Raw genomic sequence first — 16,328 nt, forward strand, 5'->3', positions numbered from 1 at the left:
TTCTAATTCAAAATTACTATGGTTAGTATAGCATAAATTTTCAAATTGTCATCTGAATTTGGTTTTCAAGTCTATAGTTCTGTTCTGTTCTCGATAGCCCGCAATAGCGTAACCTCGTCTGCGTATTCGATGTCACTTCCGACTGCCAATCCTCGCGCCAAGCGAGTAACCTTAATTCCCGCTGGCTTTAGGACACGTGAGATGTACATGGATGTCGCTTCACCATCTGCTGTTGCATTTGTCGCTACAATGACTTCTGTCACTTCATTTTCCATTAGACGAGTTAGCAAGGTCTTTAAGTTAATATCGTCTGGTCCAATGCCATTCATTGGGGAAATCAAGCCGTGCAAGACATGGTAAAGACCGTGATATTCTTGGATATTTTCCAAGGCTGTCACATCTCGACTATCCTCGACTATTAAGATGGTGGACTGATCACGACTGGTGTCTTGACAAATGCCACAAGGGTCCTGGTCTGTCAAATTGCCACAAACCGAACAATAGGTCAAATCCCTCTTGGCAGCCAAGAGATTTTTAGCAAATTCGTTGACCACATCATCTTCCATACCAATGGTATAGAAGGCCAAACGTGTGGCTGTCTTGATACCAATTCCAGGCAGTTTCGAATAACTGTCAATTAGCTTGGCAATAGGGGTAGGGTAAAGCATAAGCCTCCTTAATAGGTTGGATAAAGTGAATAATAGAGGTTAATAATCTCTTGAATAATGGTCTTGGTTGTTGTCGAATTTTCATTGGTCAAGTTTGGCAGAACAACTGCTACGGCAATCTTTGGGGCGTCACTAGGGGCATAGGCCACAACGTTTGTGTTAACAGCTGTTACAACATCACCAGATGGGGTGGTCGTATAGGTTTCGGCTGTACCTGTCTTGGCACTTACAGTAACCGCTGCTCCACGCCCAATAGCTGCACCAGTGATAAAGCGACCACCGCCATTGACAACCTGATAGAAGCCTTGACGTAGGGTAGCCATATCATCAGCTGAAATATTGACCTGATTCATTTCTTTCCCTGAAACTGTTTCAATCAAATCACCCAAACCACCTTGCTCATTATTTCCATAAATTCCCTCTACCAGATGAGGCGAAATACGAGTTCCATTATTGGCGATGGTAGCAGCATACTGGGCCATCTGCATAGGTGTGTAGTTATCAAACTGACCGAAAGCATTGGTAATAAAGTTTGCAGTTGTGTATTCCTCCGGCAAGAAACCTGTGGACTCTAAAGGCAAGTCAATACCCGTAGAAGACCCCAAGCCAAATTCACCAAAAGTGGTACGGAGTTTGTTCATGGCATTGGTCAAGGTGTCACCATCATTGAGGTACATATTTGGTTCATAGGTCTGACCCAACAAGCCCAAGGCGATTTTAACCATATAGATGTTGGAAGAATATTCCAAGGCTTCTGTCGCATCAATGTTAAAGGAACCATAAGCTCCATACCAGGAAGTAATCGGCGCAGAGCCAGCAAAATAAATAGGCTCATCCAGTTGGACTTGGTTGCCCGAAATAACCCCATTTTCCCAACCTGCACTAATGGTAGCTCCTTTGACGATGGAACCAGGTGTAAAGACACTGGTAATAGTTCCCAGAGCATCTTCCGTAATTTCACCCGACCCTTTTTCATGACTGTAACCAGACATGGCTAAGACAGCTCCTGTTGATGGTTCCAAGGCAACCGCATAGACACCTTCCGAGTACAAAGCAGACCCCGTTGCTAACTCATTTTGAAAATGTCTACTTAGGATAGCATTGACCCCATCTTGAAAGGCTAGATCAATAGTCAGCTTGATATTATTTCCTTGCTGACCCTCTTGGATCGTCTTAATACTCTCCACATTACCATTTCGGTCCAGATTGATTTCCTTTTTCTCACGTTGTCCTTGTAGGACTTCTTCATACTGCTTTTCGAGGTAGGCAGTTCCCACTCGGTCATTTGGCGAATAGCCTTTAGACAGATAATACTCTGCATCTTCGGCTGGCAAACCTGCCTGTTCACTTGTTACCGTTCCAATAACCGAACTCAAGGAGGTCGGTAGGATATTCCGCTGCCAGTTATTGGTCGTAGAAATACCTGGAAGTTGACTTTCATTGGCTACAATATGAGCTACCTGTTCTGCTGACAAGGCATCTGTCACAAGGTTTACAGTTGAAAAATAGGTCGCCCCATTCATCTGCTTAAAGAGATCCACAGCCATGATTTCCTGCTCAGAATAATTCAGCAAATCTGCTGAAAGACTTTCAACAGCATTGGCATAGATTGTTGCTTCTTCCAGATAGTTGCCAGCCGAATCATAGAGTTTATCTTTTGGCAGATTCTCTACAACCTGCTTATAGACCTCTGTATCCGCCAAATAATAATCTGCCTTGTCCCGTTGCGTCACCGAAACATCAGACACCTTGACCCATTGCAAGAGCTTATTTGCTACTTCCTTCATCTCCTGGGCTGACATCTTATTGGAACGGGTAAAGGAAACGACCTGTTGAATCTGATTTTCCACAAGTGGCTTACCTTGCGCATCATAAATCTGCCCACGAACCGATCCATTGCTGATAATCTTTTGGCTAGCAGTTGATAACTTATTGCTATAAAAATCATGGTTGACAATCTGCATGTCTGCCAAACGCAAAATCAAGACCAAAAATAAGAAAATAACGATAGAAAATAAAATATTTAGACGGATGGCAATAAAACTCCCATTATTATCCACCAAATGTTCCTGCCTTTTTTTCAATTCACCGACCTCATTCTAGAAATATCCTTCTTATTATACCACAGGAAAAAAATATTTTTTAGACCTAGCTTCCTTTTGAGAAATTTTTTCTAGTCTATTAAGCTACCATCCTTTATCCACCATTTACTTGTTGCGACCTTGTCCACAAAGTCTTGGTCATGAGAGATCACCAAGATACTTCCCTGGTATTCCTTCAAAAATCTTTCCAGGGCTTCAATAGCTGTCAAATCTAAAAAATTAGTCGGCTCATCTAAAATCAAGAGATTAGCATCAGTCAATAATACTTTGGCCAAGGAAAGCCGAACACGTTCCCCACCAGATAAATTTGCCACCTTCTGCTGGGTCTTATCATAAGAAAGTCCCAACATGCCTAATAAATTGAGAACCGTTACCCTATCTTGAAGCGACGTCGAGCTAGCATTCACAAAGGCTGTTTCCTCTTCATTGAGACTGGTCAAATCCTGGGAGAAATAGGCAATTTTTAATTTTGGATTGTAATAGCCTTCTAATTCTTTTGAAATCAATTTCCGAACAAAACTGGTTTTCCCAGTACCATTTGACCCAACCAAAGCTAGTTTATCCCCAAAAGTCATGCCAAGTTGAGGAAAATCAAATAAATAGGTTTCCTCAATCCCGAGCTGACCAGCCTGCAAGCGAAAGAGACTGTGAAGACCTGTATCCAAGGCACCTTTGGCTTCCATCTTTACCCACCTTTCCTTTCTAGGTTGTTCAACCTTGTCCAAACGCTCTATCCGTTTTTCCAAATGCTTGGCAGTCTTGGCCATAGACTTGGCTTGACTATCATAGGAACCCATCATAGCATTAACCTTCCACTCAGACGATGAGACACCTTTCTTTTTCTTCCCCATCTTCTGAGCCTTAGCTTGACGTTCATGTTGGGCGTTTTTCAGTTGGGCAACTTTTTTCTGATAGGCTTCATAGGCCTCCTGCTGCCCTTCTCGACTAGCCCGGCGACTTTCTACAAATGCCTCGTAATTCCCAGGATAAACCTGAACCTTTCCTTCTTCTAAATACCAAATATGACTGGCTACTTGATTGAGAAAATACCGATCATGACTGACAAGCAGTAAACTGCCACGAAAACGTTTGATTTGCTTGATCAGCTTTTCCTGGTGTTCTTGATCCAGATTGGCAGTCGGTTCATCCATGATTAACATCTGTGGTCTTTGGGCAAAAGCCTCTTGAATAGACTTCCAAACCTGTTCCCCACCTGAAAGCGAGCTCCTTTCCTGTAACTGGGGTACATAGGCCCAGTCTGCTTTTACCTCAATCTGACCAGTAAAATCCCTATCCAGTCCTAGTAAAATTTTCAAAAAAGTAGACTTGCCAACACCATTATTTCCAACCAAACCAACCTTTTGACCAGCTTGAAGGCTCAACTGCTGGATTGTAAACAAACTACGTCCCGCAAATTCCTTCTCTAATCGAATACATTTTATCACTTCCATATAGACCTCTTTTCTTCGTAAAAGGACTTATATCTTCAAAAAGTGCATACAAAAAAGCCATGCAAAACATGACCTTTTCCAATGGAAAAAGTCACATGAATACTAAGCCCTTATGAGCAGTCTTATCCCTGTGTAGTCATTTAGTTTATCTTTTATTACTTCGACGTAAGAGGAAACATCGTTTCCTTATTTCCAACTTCAAACATTCCACTGGATTGTTTGAACTCGCTTTGCCGTACTATGTAGAAGTAACTTGCTTCGCAAGTTCAATCTCCAACCTTGTACAGTCACCCGACTGTACAAGCAGCCTGCAGCTTTTGGTGCGAACATCATTCGCTCTATTTACGACCTCCAACAGTCTAGGAATAGACTGTTGGAGCAAGTACTAAAAGCAAACTAAAAGACTAAATTATCAAATAATTGATTTTCAACAAGTTTTAAGAACGACTAATAAGTAGCTTAATTATTCATGCAACTTCACCTCACGTATTTTATATATTTATTCTAAACAAGTTCAATGAATTTGTCAAATCTTGGTCAAGGGCGTCGCTGTATCTGGCGAGGTATCATAGACCTGGAAATCCACTCCAACTCCTAAATCAGCCTGCGCCAACTGATTAACCATGGTCATGTGGGCCAATTCCTTGATATTGTTTTCCTTTGACAAATGCCCTAGGTAAATCTTTTTAGTCCGATTTCCTAGTGAGCGAATCATGGCATCTGCACCATCCTCGTTACAAAGGTGGCCCTTATCAGACAAAATCCGCTGCTTGAGGTTCCAAGAGTAAGAACCCGCACGCAAGATTTCAACATCATGATTGGATTCAATCAGATAGGCATCCGCGTTAGCCACAATCCCAGCCATTCGATCACTGACATAGCCTGTATCCGTTAACATAACAAAGGACTTATCATCCTTCATAAAGCGATAAAATTGAGGACAAGCCGCATCATGACTGACCCCAAATGACTCAATATCTAGGTCACCAAAGGTCTTCATAGCCCCCAATTCAAAGATATGTTTCTGAGCATGGTCAATCTTCCCCAATTTGCTTTCCATAGCCTGCCAGGTCAACTCATTGGCATAAATATCCATACCATATTTACGTGCCAGAACACCGATACCATGGATATGGTCACTATGTTCATGCGTTACTAAGATAGCATCGATATCTTCTGGCTTGCGGTCAATTTCTGCCAAAAGGCTGGTAATCTTTTTTCCTGATAAACCAGCATCTACCAAGATCTTCTTCCTATCCGTTTCCAAATAGAAACAGTTCCCACTGGATCCCGATGCCAAAATACTGTAATTAAATCCTTTTCCGATCATATTCCCCTATTCTTCTCCATCTGAATCATCCCATTCATCCATTGTAATGTCCTTACTGTATGGCAAGACGATGGTAAAGGTTGAGCCATGTCCATATTCACTCTTGGCCCAAATGAAGCCCTTGTGTTGCTTGACGATTTCCTTGGCAATGGCCAAACCTAGACCGGTACCACCCTGGGCACGCGAACGAGCCTTATCCACACGATAAAATCGGTCAAAGATCTTAGGTAAGTCAGCCTTTGGAATGCCTAACCCTTCATCTGAAATGGATACAATCAACTGACTATCCGTCGTTTTCATACTAAAGGTAATAGTTCCACCGTCAGGCGAATACTTAATTGCATTGTTTAAGATATTATCTAACACCTGGGTCATCTTATCCGTATCAATCTCCACCCAAATAGGACTGATTTGATAGTCACGCACAATGGTATAAACCTTATCTGACTCGGCATTTTTCATCTGGTCAAAACGGTTAAGAATAAAGGTCACAAAGGCTGTAAAGTTGATTAGTTCGACATCTATTTGACCAACCTGGTTATCAATCCTTGATAGACTGAGCAAGTCCGTAATCATCCTCATCATACGGTTGGTTTCATCCAGAGATACCTTGACAAAACTTGGAGCGACCGATTCTGTCAAGGCTCCCTCATCCAAGGCCTCTAGGTAGGATTTGACGGATGTCAAAGGTGTACGGAGTTCGTGACTGACATTAGATACAAATAGACGACGTTCCCGCTCTTCTTTGGCTTGTTCGGTCATATCATGCAAGACAACAACAAGACCGGAAATCAAACCACTCTCACTCCGAATAGTCGCAAAATTAGCCCGAAGGGTTAGAAACTCCTGATTCTCATTGGTATGGTCCAAAACAATCTCAGGTGTCTGTGCCAATAAATCACGCAAACTGTAGTGGTCCTTTATACCCAACACATCTAAAATCTGCAAGGTTTCTTGTTTCTTTCCAGCTAGCCCCAGTTGCTTTTGTGCCATATCATTGATCATGATAATCCGACCAACTCGGTCCGTCGCAATTACTCCATCACTCATATAAGAAAGGATGGAACTCAGACGGGTTTTCTCCTGCTCTAAGCTATCATGAGTTAGACGGATGACTTCCGACAAATCATTGAGCGAGTTCGCCATGTCCGTAATTTCTGGACTGCCTCTCATATCCAAGACCTCAGTATAATCACCATCCATCAAGGCTTTTACACGCTGATTGAGCTGTTTGATTTGCTTATTATCCCTATGGTTTTCAATCAACAAGATCGTCAATGCAATCAAAAAACCAATGAGAATAACAACAAACCAAAACTCTGCTGTTGTCATTAAATAACGTAATTGATTAATCATTTCCCTTGATAAAGTATCCTACACCACGACGGGTCAAAATATATTCCGGTCGGCTCGGTGTATCTTCAATCTTTTCACGCAAACGGCGAATAGTTACGTCCACCGTACGCACATCTCCAAAATAGTCATAGCCCCAAACCGTTTCTAGCAAATGCTCCCGGGTCATGACTTGCCCCAAATGCTTAGCTAAATGATGCAACAATTCAAACTCACGGTGGGTTAATTCCAATTCTTTGCCATGCTTCTTAGCAACAAAGGCATCTGGCAAAATGACCAAGTCCCCGATGACCAATTCAGGACTGCCAGTATTCTCAACAGACATCTGTGTTTCTGACAATTCGCTTCTACGCAAGAGAGCCTTGACACGCGCCTGCAATTCACGATTAGAGAAAGGCTTGGTCACATAGTCATCTGCCCCAATCTCAAGTCCAATCACCTTGTCAAACTCACTATCCTTGGCAGACAGCATAATAATGGGAACATTGCTAGTCTTACGGATGGTCCGAGCAACTTCTAAACCATCCAACTCTGGCAGCATCAAATCCAAAATCACAATATCTGGAAATTCAGCTTCAAAAACCGTCAAGGCCTCCCGACCATCAAAAGCAGTCACGACTTCATAACCCTCACGGGTCATATTAAATTTAATAATGTCTGAGATGGGTTTCTCATCATCTACAATCAAAATTTTTCTCATAATTTCTTTACCTTAATTATCTTTATTTCTTCCATTATATCAAACTTACTTAAAAAATTCATAACCAGAGTTAACTAACATAGTTATGTTACATCTTCTTACATATTCTATATTAAATTGTCTGAATTTACTTGACTTTTAATATACGGAGTGATATCATGCTATTATCTTACATAAAAAAGGAGATTACTATGGCTTTAGTAGAATTTAAAGATGTAAACAAATACTATGGTGACTACCATGCTCTTCGCAATATTAACTTGGAATTCGAACCTGGACAGGTTGTTGTTCTCCTTGGACCATCCGGTTCTGGTAAATCAACTCTTATTCGTACCATCAATGGACTAGAAACTGTCGATCAAGGTAGCCTTGTTGTCAATGGGCATACCGTATCCGGATCATCTGTCAAAGAATTGGTAGCTCTTCGCAAGGAAGTCGGCATGGTTTTCCAACACTTCAATCTCTATCCACATAAAACTGTGTTAGAAAATGTTACCTTGGCGCCGATTAAGGTTTTAGGCATTGATAAGGCTACTGCTGAGAAGACCGCCAAGAAATACCTTGAATTCGTAAACCTCTGGGACCGTAAAGATTCCTACCCTGCCATGCTATCGGGTGGCCAAAAGCAACGTGTTGCCATCGCCCGCGGACTAGCTATGCACCCAGAATTGCTCCTATTTGACGAACCAACTTCTGCCCTTGACCCAGAAACCATCGGCGATGTTCTTGCAGTTATGCAAAAATTGGCTCGCGATGGAATGAATATGATTGTCGTAACCCACGAAATGGGCTTTGCCCGTGAAGTTGCTGACCGAATCATCTTCATGGCTGAGGGGGAAGTATTGGTTGATACAACCGATGTCAATGGCTTCTTTGACAATCCTACTGAACCTCGTGCTAAACAGTTCCTCAGCAAGATTATCAACCATGAATCAGACAAGGTCAAACTCTAGGAGGTTGCTTATGACAGATAAAAAAGTCAATCTATTTTTAGCCGTCAGGCTTGCCATCATCAGCATCTTAACGCTGTTCTTTATCCATATCAATCAAACCGTTGTCCAAACAGAAACACCTGCACCTATTACTAATAGCGATCAGGTTCAAGCCATCATTGATAGGGGCGTGCTCCGCGTCGGAGTGAAACAGGACGTCCCTAACTTTGGCTTTAAAAATCCGGATACTTATGAATTTGAAGGTATGGAAATCGACATCGCTCGTAAAATTGCTGATGAGTTGGGAGTGGATATTGAATTCACCCCTGTAACAGCCCAAACTCGAGGACCACTCTTGGATAATGGTCAAGTAGACATGGTCATTGCCACCTTCACTATTACCGATGAGCGGAAGTTGCTTTACAACTTTACAAGCCCTTACTACACAGATGCTGTAGGTTTATTAGTCAACAAGGATAGCGGTATTGAAACCTTCACCGACTTAGATGGAAAGACTGTTGGGGTTGCACAAGGCTCTATCACGCGTAAATTGATTACTGACTTAGCTGATAAATATGGTATCTCTGTTTCATTTGCGGAATTGGGCTCCTATCCAGAGCTTTCTGTATCGCTTCGTGCCCATCGTATTGATAGCTTCTCCGTAGACCAATCCATCCTATCAGGCTACATTGGTTCTAAGTCTAAATTACTGGACTTCAGCTTCTCTGCATCTGACTATGGTATCGCCACTAAACTGTCAAACAAAGATTTAAATGCCTATCTAAATTCTCTTATTGAAACTTGGCATAATGATGGCAGTTTACAGGCTATCTATGATGCCAATGGCTTGAAGCCTGTAACAGAAACCGACGAATAGAAAGGGAAAATTTTATGACTATCTTGACTACAAGTCCCTATGCTTGGGAAAACTGGGTTAGTTATTTCAGTGACTTCCCTCTCTTCTTCCAAGGCTTCCTCTTCACCCTAGCCATTGCTATTGGGGCTTTTATCACAGCCATGTTACTAGGCATACTTTTTGGCAGCCTATCTTCTAGCAAGAACAAGCTTTTAAAGGTGCTAGCTCGTGTCTATGTGGAATACTTCCAAAACACTCCGCTCTTGGTCCAATTCATGATTGTTTATTATGGCTTGCCCTTGATTTCCAACTATGTCCTTATGCCATCCATCTACTGGACAGCTGTTATCTGTGTAGGACTTTACCATGGTGCCTATATCGCAGAAGTCATCCGTGCAGGGATTGAGGCGGTGCCAACTGGTCAGACTGAAGCCGCACTTTCACAAGGCTTTACCCAGTCTGAAACCATGCGGATGATTATCTTGCCACAGGCTATTCCGACGATCTTGCCGCCTTTGACCAACCAAGTAGTAAACTTGATTAAAAACACGGCTACAGTTGCTATTATCTCTGGTGCCGACATCATGTTTATGACAAAATCATGGTCTGCTATGAACGCTAACTATATTCCAGCCTTTGCTGGCGCTGCCTTCCTCTACTTCTGTATGTGTTTCCCTGTTGCAAGCTTGGGCCGCCGTATCGAAGAGAAAAATAAGGCTACCTTTTCACACTAAGGAGGTTGAACAATGAATTATGTTTTAGAATTACTCAAGCCTTCAACCTTCCAACTCTTGTGGAGTGGTTTGAAGTTAACCCTTTATATCTCTAGTATTTCGGTGGTTCTATCAGTTCTCTTTGGCATGATTTTAGCCATTATGCGCAATGGAAAAAATCCAATTTTCAAGTGGATTGCGACTATCTATATCGAGTTTGTTCGTAATGTGCCAAACTTGCTTTGGATTTTCACCGTTTTCTTAGTTTTCCAAATGAAGTCTACGCCTGCTGGTATTACTGCTTTTACTATTTTTACCACGGCAGCCATGGCCGAGATTATCCGTGGTGGTCTAAACGCCATCGGACCGGGCCAGACTGAAGCTGGTTTGTCACAGGGTTTTACCCCAGTACAAATCATGGTCTATATCATCATGCCTCAGGCCATCCGTAAGATGTTGCCGGCCATTATCTCACAGATTGTGACGGTTATCAAGGATACCAGTTTCCTCTACTCCGTTATCGCTTTGCAAGAGCTTTTCGGTGCCAGCCAAATCCTAATGGGGCGCCATTTTGAAGCTGAACAAGTCTTTGCACTCTATCTCATGGTTGCCCTGATTTACTTCAGTATCAACTTTGCTATTTCAAGCCTGTCACGTTATGTGGCCAAGTCTTGGGCGAGTTCGATTGAATAAACTTTTCTCCCAGCCAATTGGTTGGGAGTTTTTTTACATGCAAAAAGAAGCCCTTTCGGACTTCTTACTTTATTTATTCAGCATCAGCAGGTCGTGACTTACGGGCAATATCTGCTAGGATATGGTCCACAAATTCTGCGACCGACTGAGTTTGTGTTGCCTTACTTCCGTAGCGACGGACGTTGACAGCATTGTCTTCCATTTCCTTGTCACCGACGATGAGCTGGTATGGAATCTTGCTGGTCTGGCTCTGACGGATCTTGTATTGCATCTTCTCGTTTCGCTCATCTACGTGTACACGAACGCCACGGTCTTGCAATTCCTTAGCAACCTTCCAAGCGTAGTCCAAATGGGCTTCCACAGAGATTGGAATCATGGTCACTTGGGTTGGAGCCAACCAAGTCGGGAAGGCACCCTTGTAGGTTTCAATCAAGATGGCTGTGAAACGTTCCATGGTTGAGATGACACCACGGTGAATCATGACTGGGCGGTGCTCCTCACCGTCAGCACCGATATAGGTCAAACCAAAGCGTTCTGGCAAGAGGAAGTCCAACTGAATGGTTGACAGGGTTTCTTCGTTACCAAGGGCAGTTTTGACCTGAATATCCAATTTTGGACCGTAGAAGGCTGCTTCACCCTCTGCTTCAAAGTAATCCACGCCCATTTCATCCATGGCTCCCTTCAACATACGTTGGGCATTTTCCCACATCTCATCGTTATCATAGTATTTCTCTTTGTCCTCTGGGTCACGATAAGACAGGCGGAAACGGTAGTCGTTTAGGTTAAAATCTGCATACACATCAATAATCAACTGGAGAGCTTTTTTGAACTCTTCTTGGATTTGCTCAGGTGTGACAAAGATATGACCGTCGTTGAGGGTCATCTCACGCACACGCTGCAAACCAGTAAGAGCACCAGATTTTTCATAGCGGTGCATCATACCAAGCTCGGCGATACGTACTGGCAATTCACGGTAAGAACGCACATGGTTTTTATAAACTTGAATGTGGTGCGGACAGTTCATCGGACGAAGCACGAACTCCTCACCGTCGCCCATGTCCATGGTTGGAAACATATCTTCTGAGTAGTGCTCCCAGTGACCTGAAGTCTTGTAGAGCTCAACAGAAGCCAATGGTGGTGTGTAAACGTGCTGGTAACCAGAAGCCAATTCCTTGTCTGTGATGTAACGCTCCAAGGTACGACGGATAGTTGCACCATTTGGCAACCAGAATGGCAAGCCTTGACCAACTTCTTGGCTGATCATGAAGAGATCCAATTCCTTACCAAGTTTACGGTGGTCACGCTCTTTGGCCTCCTCACGCATTTGAAGGTAAGCCTTGAGGTCTTTCTTGTCAAACCAAGCTGTACCATAAACCCGTTGCATCATTGGATTTTCGCTCTTACCACGCCAGTAAGCACCAGCTACATTGAGCAGTTCAAAAATCTGGATACGACCTGTTGACGGAACGTGTGGGCCACGGCAGAGGTCAACGTATTCGCCTTGGGTATAGATGGTCAAACCACCCTCATCATCCGAGTGTTCTTGAATCAATTCCAACTTGTACGGATCGTTTTTGAAGATTTCAAGAGCCTCTTCCTTAGTCACTTCACGACGTTCAGAAGGGAAGTTTTCCTTGACAATCTTCATCATTTCTTCCTGAATGCGCGGCAGATCTTCATTTGAAATCTGACCAGCCGCATTGTCCGTGTCATAGTAGAAACCATCCTGAATAGCAGGACCAACCCCCAACTTGATGTCTGGGAAAAGACGACGAGCCGCTTGGGCAAACAAGTGAGCTGCTGAGTGACGCAAGATGTCCAAGGCATCCACGTGGTCAGGCGTTACGATTTCAAGCGTGCCGTCCTCTTTAATGGCACGAGTGGTATCAATCAATTTACCATTGAACTTACCAGCAAGTGCCTTTTTCGCCAAAGACTTGCTGATGCTCTCCGCAATTTCAAAAGTTGTCACACCAGCTTGGTACTCACGAACAGCACCATCTGGGAAAGTAATTTTAATCATAATATAAGATATAAAGGGCGTTAAGCGGACACAGACAAAATAGGAAACAGAACGACGACGCAAGCGTCTAGTTCTCGTTTATCTTTTTGGCCCAGTCCGTAGCCCGTATTCAGTTCAACCAAATACGGAGACCCTAGTCCTTTCTATTTTTTATTTATTTTTTAATCCCCAATAACTCTTCTTTCTGAGTTAAAAAGGTTTCCATTTCTTTTTGAATATCAATATCTAGGCGGTCAGCTAATTCAATCAACCACCAGATATTTTCAGCCAGTTTATGCTCCAAGGTATAGGGTGTTTCGTCATAGTAACGACCCTGCTTGGTCATAATCAGGCGGTTCATGTTGCCAATATCATTGGTCAGAGCCAATAGGTCTTCCTCAATAGACCACTCTTTGTCATGGTGCTTGAGTTCCAACTCTCTGTAAGCACGACGCACATCTTGACACCGTCTTAATAAATCATCAGGTAGCATCATTCCTCCTCCAACAGAAAATACGACGCCCTCACAAAAGGACGTCGTAACGTGGTTCCACCTTCATTCGCAGTCACACCGAAAAGCCTGACTACCTCAGATTGGCGATAAGGGAACCACCCTTTTATGTTTGCATAAAATCCTACCGAGTAGTGTCAATCCTATCCTCTATGTGCTTGCACCCACCGCACACTCTCTCAAAGATTTCCTAGAATTGATAAATCTCTAAGTGGTATTATACCACCTTTTTCCATTTTTTCAAAGACTTTTATTTTTTATGTGGCATAGCAGAGCGCCTAACAACCATCCTACCACTGCACTCAGACTATAGATGATCTGATAGAGCCAGATCCACTCTCCAAAACTAAAAATAGTAAGAGGAAAGAGGAGAAAGGCTAAGACAGGAACCCTTATGGAAAAACCATGACCATGACAACGACCATCAATCAGCCCTAAGATGAATAAGCCTAGTGGAGTATAGAGCAGAATATTGTTAACAATCAAGGCCTTGGCAAGATAAGTATCCAAAAAAGAAGCAAGACCATAGATACCAACATAAAAGAATAAAATAATCAACGTATAAAGCAAGCCTATTTTCATCTTTTTATTCATAAGAAACCTCTTTTTGACTAGCAAATGAAGGATGGAACTACCCAGGTAATCTCTTTAGAATAAACTATCCCAAGCATCCAATCAGTCAAAGAAATTCCGAATGGATTTGACCTGCTCAACAGATTTTTTCAAAATCTTCACAGTCGTATCCGTTGACTTAACAACAATTTTTTGGGGTAAATATATAGTTTCCTTCAAAATTGCTTCTGCTACCGTATCCTGATTGGTGTGTTCCCTACGGAAATCATAGGAAATTTTCAAATCTAAATAATATTCGTAGACACGACGACCAAAATTTGTTGAAGAAATTTCATATAACTTCTTATTCAAAACATGCGCATTCATTGGCGGTGTTGCAACAATGGCTTCTACTACTGCATCAGCCAATTCCTGCTCACGAATAAAGAGGGTTCCAAACATCTTATCCGTTACCACATTCTTCAAATAGGGATTGACATGGGCTAAAATCGGAGTTCCTGAAGCCAGGCTTTCTAAGAAGGTCAAGCCCTGTGTTTCACTAGTCGAGGCGGAGATAAAGAAATCTGCAGCCTTGTAGTAAAGAGCCGTATCGCTTGGCGCAATCATACCTGTTAACTGAACATGTTCTTCCAAAGCCAGTTCAGCAATCAAGTCCTCCAAAGCAGCTGCATAGGGCCCACCACCAACAATGACCAATTTGACCTTGGGATTTTCCGAAAGAATTTTCGGCATAGCCTTAATAATGGCCTGAATATTTTTTTCATGGGAAATCCGTGACAGACTGAGCAACATAGTTTCATCGGTTTCAATTCCCAGTTGTGACCGCAATTCAGCCGTATCCTCTCCCGAGATTTCTGGACGGTCAAACTTAGCCAAATCAATGCCAGTAGGAATGACCCGTTTGGAAATCGGAATATCGTAGCCGGTCAACAAATCTTCCACAATTTCGCTAGGACAGATAACCCCATCTAAATCACGCAAATAGGCCCGAACAAAATACTTAATCATGCCTGGACGAATAATCCGCCCCTTAGCAATATAATGCACATAATCTTCATACTGGGTATGGTAGGTATGGACAACTGGAATACCAAGTTCTCTAGCCACCATCTTACCCAAAATCCCCAAGGCAAACTCGGTATGGGTATGAATAATATCTAGCTTGTAGCGGCTAGCAATCTTCAAGGCGTCTGTAAAGCCTGCATAGGCCACTCGCCTATCTTTAAAGGCAAAAAATGGAACACTGGGAATACGAATAATATCCCAATCTTCATAGCGATTGACATCCTCATCTGTTGTTGTAAAAATAAATACTGTATGACCTAGCTTCTCCAACTCTGTTTTTAAGGTACGAATAGAGGTCGCAACCCCTGAAACCTGTGGAAAATAGGTATCCGTAAACAGTCCAATCCTCATCTACATCTCCAATACTTGACGATAGGCCTCTACCAATTGATGACCAACTTGATCAATTGATCGACTAACGGCGACTTGATAGCCCGCTTCTCGTTTATCTACTTGCATATCTAAAATCTTTTGAATAGAGGCAACGAAATCATCCACCGTTTGCCCCAACTCTGCACTGGTTTCATCAATCCATCCCTCATAGACAGGAATATCTCGCAGTACGACATGCTGACGGCTGGCAAGAGCTTCCAGAACTACAATCCCTTCCGTTTCTTCGTGAGAAGGAAAGAAAAAGGCATCCGCTCCGCTCATTGCACCCTGAAAAACTGCTCCCTTAAAATAACCAGGAAACTCAACATTAGCCGGATGGTCACCTTCTACAATCTTGCGAATATAGGACGGAATCATCCATTTATTGATAGAACCCAGCCAAATAAAGCGGACATGGGGCATCTTCTCTGCAACCTTGACAAAGTCCTCAATCCCTTTACGTCGGAAGTAAAGACCTGCGCAGACAACAACTGGCTGACCTTCCTCAATGCCAAAATGCTCCCTAAACACAGCTTCCTTATGGGGATCTTTCTTATACTTATCCAAGTCAATTCCATTTGATACTGCAACAATCGGAGTAGTCACTCCATAAGACTGGATGAGCTTTTTTGAATAGGTGGAGGGAGTAATAATAAAGTCAGCCTTCTGGTACATACTAGCCAAGTATTTCCCAACCAAGGGAGCTAGAAAATTAGAGCCAATAAAGGAATTCTGAAAATCTTCCTTGGTCGAATGCCCATGTAAAATCACCTTTTTCCCATGACGCTTGGCTGCATGAAGCAAGAACCAAGAGCGAGGACCGTAGGTATTGATATGAACCACATCATAGTCCCCCAATAAATCGGTCGTATAGGGAATACCAGCCATATCCAAGGCCTCCATCTGATGATGAAGGGCCCGACCGATACCCGATTTTTCTAAAACTGTTTTTCCTTCAAGATACAATAAAACCTTCATACTCTATATTATATCCCTTTTTGACCATT

Annotated in this window: 15 protein-coding genes; 4 read left to right on the top strand and 11 right to left on the bottom strand. The window is 42.7% G+C overall.

The window, feature by feature from the left end; all coding sequences use genetic code 11:
* Positions 1-71 precede the first annotated feature (71 nt).
* The 6 genes from recR to yycF form a co-directional block, all read right to left on the bottom strand.
* The gene (recR, locus tag RFK25_RS01420; RefSeq protein ID WP_024408566.1) at positions 72-668 is read right to left on the bottom strand and encodes a recombination mediator RecR; all 597 of its coding nucleotides are present in this window, start codon (positions 666-668) and stop codon (positions 72-74) included.
* Between the two features lie 8 nt (positions 669-676).
* Complete coding sequence (pbp2b, locus tag RFK25_RS01425; RefSeq protein ID WP_332410917.1) at positions 677-2,752, bottom strand: penicillin-binding protein PBP2B; 2,076 nt, start codon at positions 2,750-2,752, stop codon at positions 677-679.
* A gap of 89 nt (positions 2,753-2,841) precedes the next feature.
* Entirely contained in the window at positions 2,842-4,221 is a 1,380-nt protein-coding gene (vga(F), locus tag RFK25_RS01430) for an ABC-F type ribosomal protection protein Vga(F) (RefSeq protein ID WP_332410918.1), read from the bottom strand.
* A gap of 526 nt (positions 4,222-4,747) precedes the next feature.
* Entirely contained in the window at positions 4,748-5,551 is an 804-nt protein-coding gene (locus RFK25_RS01435; RefSeq protein WP_332410920.1) for an MBL fold metallo-hydrolase, read from the bottom strand.
* A gap of 6 nt (positions 5,552-5,557) precedes the next feature.
* Positions 5,558-6,907, bottom strand: a complete 1,350-nt coding sequence (gene vicK / locus RFK25_RS01440) for a cell wall metabolism sensor histidine kinase VicK (RefSeq protein WP_332410923.1) — start codon at positions 6,905-6,907, stop codon at positions 5,558-5,560.
* On the bottom strand, positions 6,900-7,604 hold the full coding sequence (gene yycF / locus RFK25_RS01445) for a response regulator YycF (protein WP_332410924.1): 705 nt from the start codon (positions 7,602-7,604) through the stop codon (positions 6,900-6,902). Before yycF ends, vicK begins: the two co-directional genes overlap by 8 nt.
* Before the next feature lie 191 nt (positions 7,605-7,795).
* On the opposite strand from yycF, the gene RFK25_RS01450 reads away from it, so the two are divergent.
* The 4 genes from RFK25_RS01450 to RFK25_RS01465 are packed head-to-tail and all read left to right on the top strand — an operon-like array spanning position 7,796 to position 10,798.
* Positions 7,796-8,557, top strand: a complete 762-nt coding sequence (locus RFK25_RS01450; protein ID WP_105114648.1) for an amino acid ABC transporter ATP-binding protein — start codon at positions 7,796-7,798, stop codon at positions 8,555-8,557.
* Between the two features lie 10 nt (positions 8,558-8,567).
* Entirely contained in the window at positions 8,568-9,413 is an 846-nt protein-coding gene (locus RFK25_RS01455; RefSeq protein WP_172028702.1) for a transporter substrate-binding domain-containing protein, read from the top strand.
* Positions 9,414-9,427: 14 nt separating this feature from the next.
* The gene (locus RFK25_RS01460) at positions 9,428-10,126 is read left to right on the top strand and encodes an amino acid ABC transporter permease (protein WP_332410928.1); all 699 of its coding nucleotides are present in this window, start codon (positions 9,428-9,430) and stop codon (positions 10,124-10,126) included.
* A gap of 12 nt (positions 10,127-10,138) precedes the next feature.
* Complete coding sequence (locus RFK25_RS01465) at positions 10,139-10,798, top strand: amino acid ABC transporter permease (protein ID WP_172084206.1); 660 nt, start codon at positions 10,139-10,141, stop codon at positions 10,796-10,798.
* A gap of 73 nt (positions 10,799-10,871) precedes the next feature.
* Here the strand turns inward: RFK25_RS01465 and thrS are convergent, their stop codons facing one another.
* From thrS to RFK25_RS01490, 5 genes are all read right to left on the bottom strand, one after another.
* Positions 10,872-12,821, bottom strand: a complete 1,950-nt coding sequence (gene thrS / locus RFK25_RS01470) for a threonine--tRNA ligase (protein WP_332410930.1) — start codon at positions 12,819-12,821, stop codon at positions 10,872-10,874.
* A 154-nt stretch (positions 12,822-12,975) separates the two neighbouring features.
* Positions 12,976-13,293, bottom strand: a complete 318-nt coding sequence (locus tag RFK25_RS01475; RefSeq protein WP_332411025.1) for a MazG-like protein — start codon at positions 13,291-13,293, stop codon at positions 12,976-12,978.
* 258 nt (positions 13,294-13,551) lie between these two features.
* Positions 13,552-13,905: a hypothetical protein gene (locus RFK25_RS01480; protein WP_332410931.1), complete on the bottom strand. Its 354-nt coding sequence runs from the start codon at positions 13,903-13,905 to the stop codon at positions 13,552-13,554.
* A gap of 81 nt (positions 13,906-13,986) precedes the next feature.
* On the bottom strand, positions 13,987-15,300 hold the full coding sequence (locus tag RFK25_RS01485) for a glycosyltransferase family 4 protein (protein WP_332410932.1): 1,314 nt from the start codon (positions 15,298-15,300) through the stop codon (positions 13,987-13,989).
* The gene (locus RFK25_RS01490) at positions 15,301-16,299 is read right to left on the bottom strand and encodes a glycosyltransferase family 4 protein (protein ID WP_332410933.1); all 999 of its coding nucleotides are present in this window, start codon (positions 16,297-16,299) and stop codon (positions 15,301-15,303) included.
* Between the last annotated feature and the right edge of the window lie 29 nt (positions 16,300-16,328).

The organism is Streptococcus sp. SS-4456 (assembly GCF_036680365.1).
Classification (GTDB): domain Bacteria; phylum Bacillota; class Bacilli; order Lactobacillales; family Streptococcaceae; genus Streptococcus.

Excerpts from the sequence above, each read along its gene's own strand:
- recR (WP_024408566.1), bottom strand. The coding sequence starts at position 668 with ATGCTTTACCCTACCCCTATTGCCAAGCTAATTGACAGTTATTCGAAA.
- RFK25_RS01435 (WP_332410920.1), bottom strand. The coding sequence starts at position 5,551 with ATGATCGGAAAAGGATTTAATTACAGTATTTTGGCATCGGGATCCAGT.
- vicK (WP_332410923.1), bottom strand. The coding sequence starts at position 6,907 with ATGATTAATCAATTACGTTATTTAATGACAACAGCAGAGTTTTGGTTT.
- yycF (WP_332410924.1), bottom strand. The coding sequence starts at position 7,604 with ATGAGAAAAATTTTGATTGTAGATGATGAGAAACCCATCTCAGACATT.
- RFK25_RS01450 (WP_105114648.1), top strand. The coding sequence starts at position 7,796 with ATGGCTTTAGTAGAATTTAAAGATGTAAACAAATACTATGGTGACTAC.
- RFK25_RS01455 (WP_172028702.1), top strand. The coding sequence starts at position 8,568 with ATGACAGATAAAAAAGTCAATCTATTTTTAGCCGTCAGGCTTGCCATC.
- RFK25_RS01460 (WP_332410928.1), top strand. The coding sequence starts at position 9,428 with ATGACTATCTTGACTACAAGTCCCTATGCTTGGGAAAACTGGGTTAGT.
- RFK25_RS01465 (WP_172084206.1), top strand. The coding sequence starts at position 10,139 with ATGAATTATGTTTTAGAATTACTCAAGCCTTCAACCTTCCAACTCTTG.
- thrS (WP_332410930.1), bottom strand. The coding sequence starts at position 12,821 with ATGATTAAAATTACTTTCCCAGATGGTGCTGTTCGTGAGTACCAAGCT.
- RFK25_RS01475 (WP_332411025.1), bottom strand. The coding sequence starts at position 13,293 with ATGCTACCTGATGATTTATTAAGACGGTGTCAAGATGTGCGTCGTGCT.
- RFK25_RS01480 (WP_332410931.1), bottom strand. The coding sequence starts at position 13,905 with ATGAATAAAAAGATGAAAATAGGCTTGCTTTATACGTTGATTATTTTA.
- RFK25_RS01485 (WP_332410932.1), bottom strand. The coding sequence starts at position 15,300 with ATGAGGATTGGACTGTTTACGGATACCTATTTTCCACAGGTTTCAGGG.
- RFK25_RS01490 (WP_332410933.1), bottom strand. The coding sequence starts at position 16,299 with ATGAAGGTTTTATTGTATCTTGAAGGAAAAACAGTTTTAGAAAAATCG.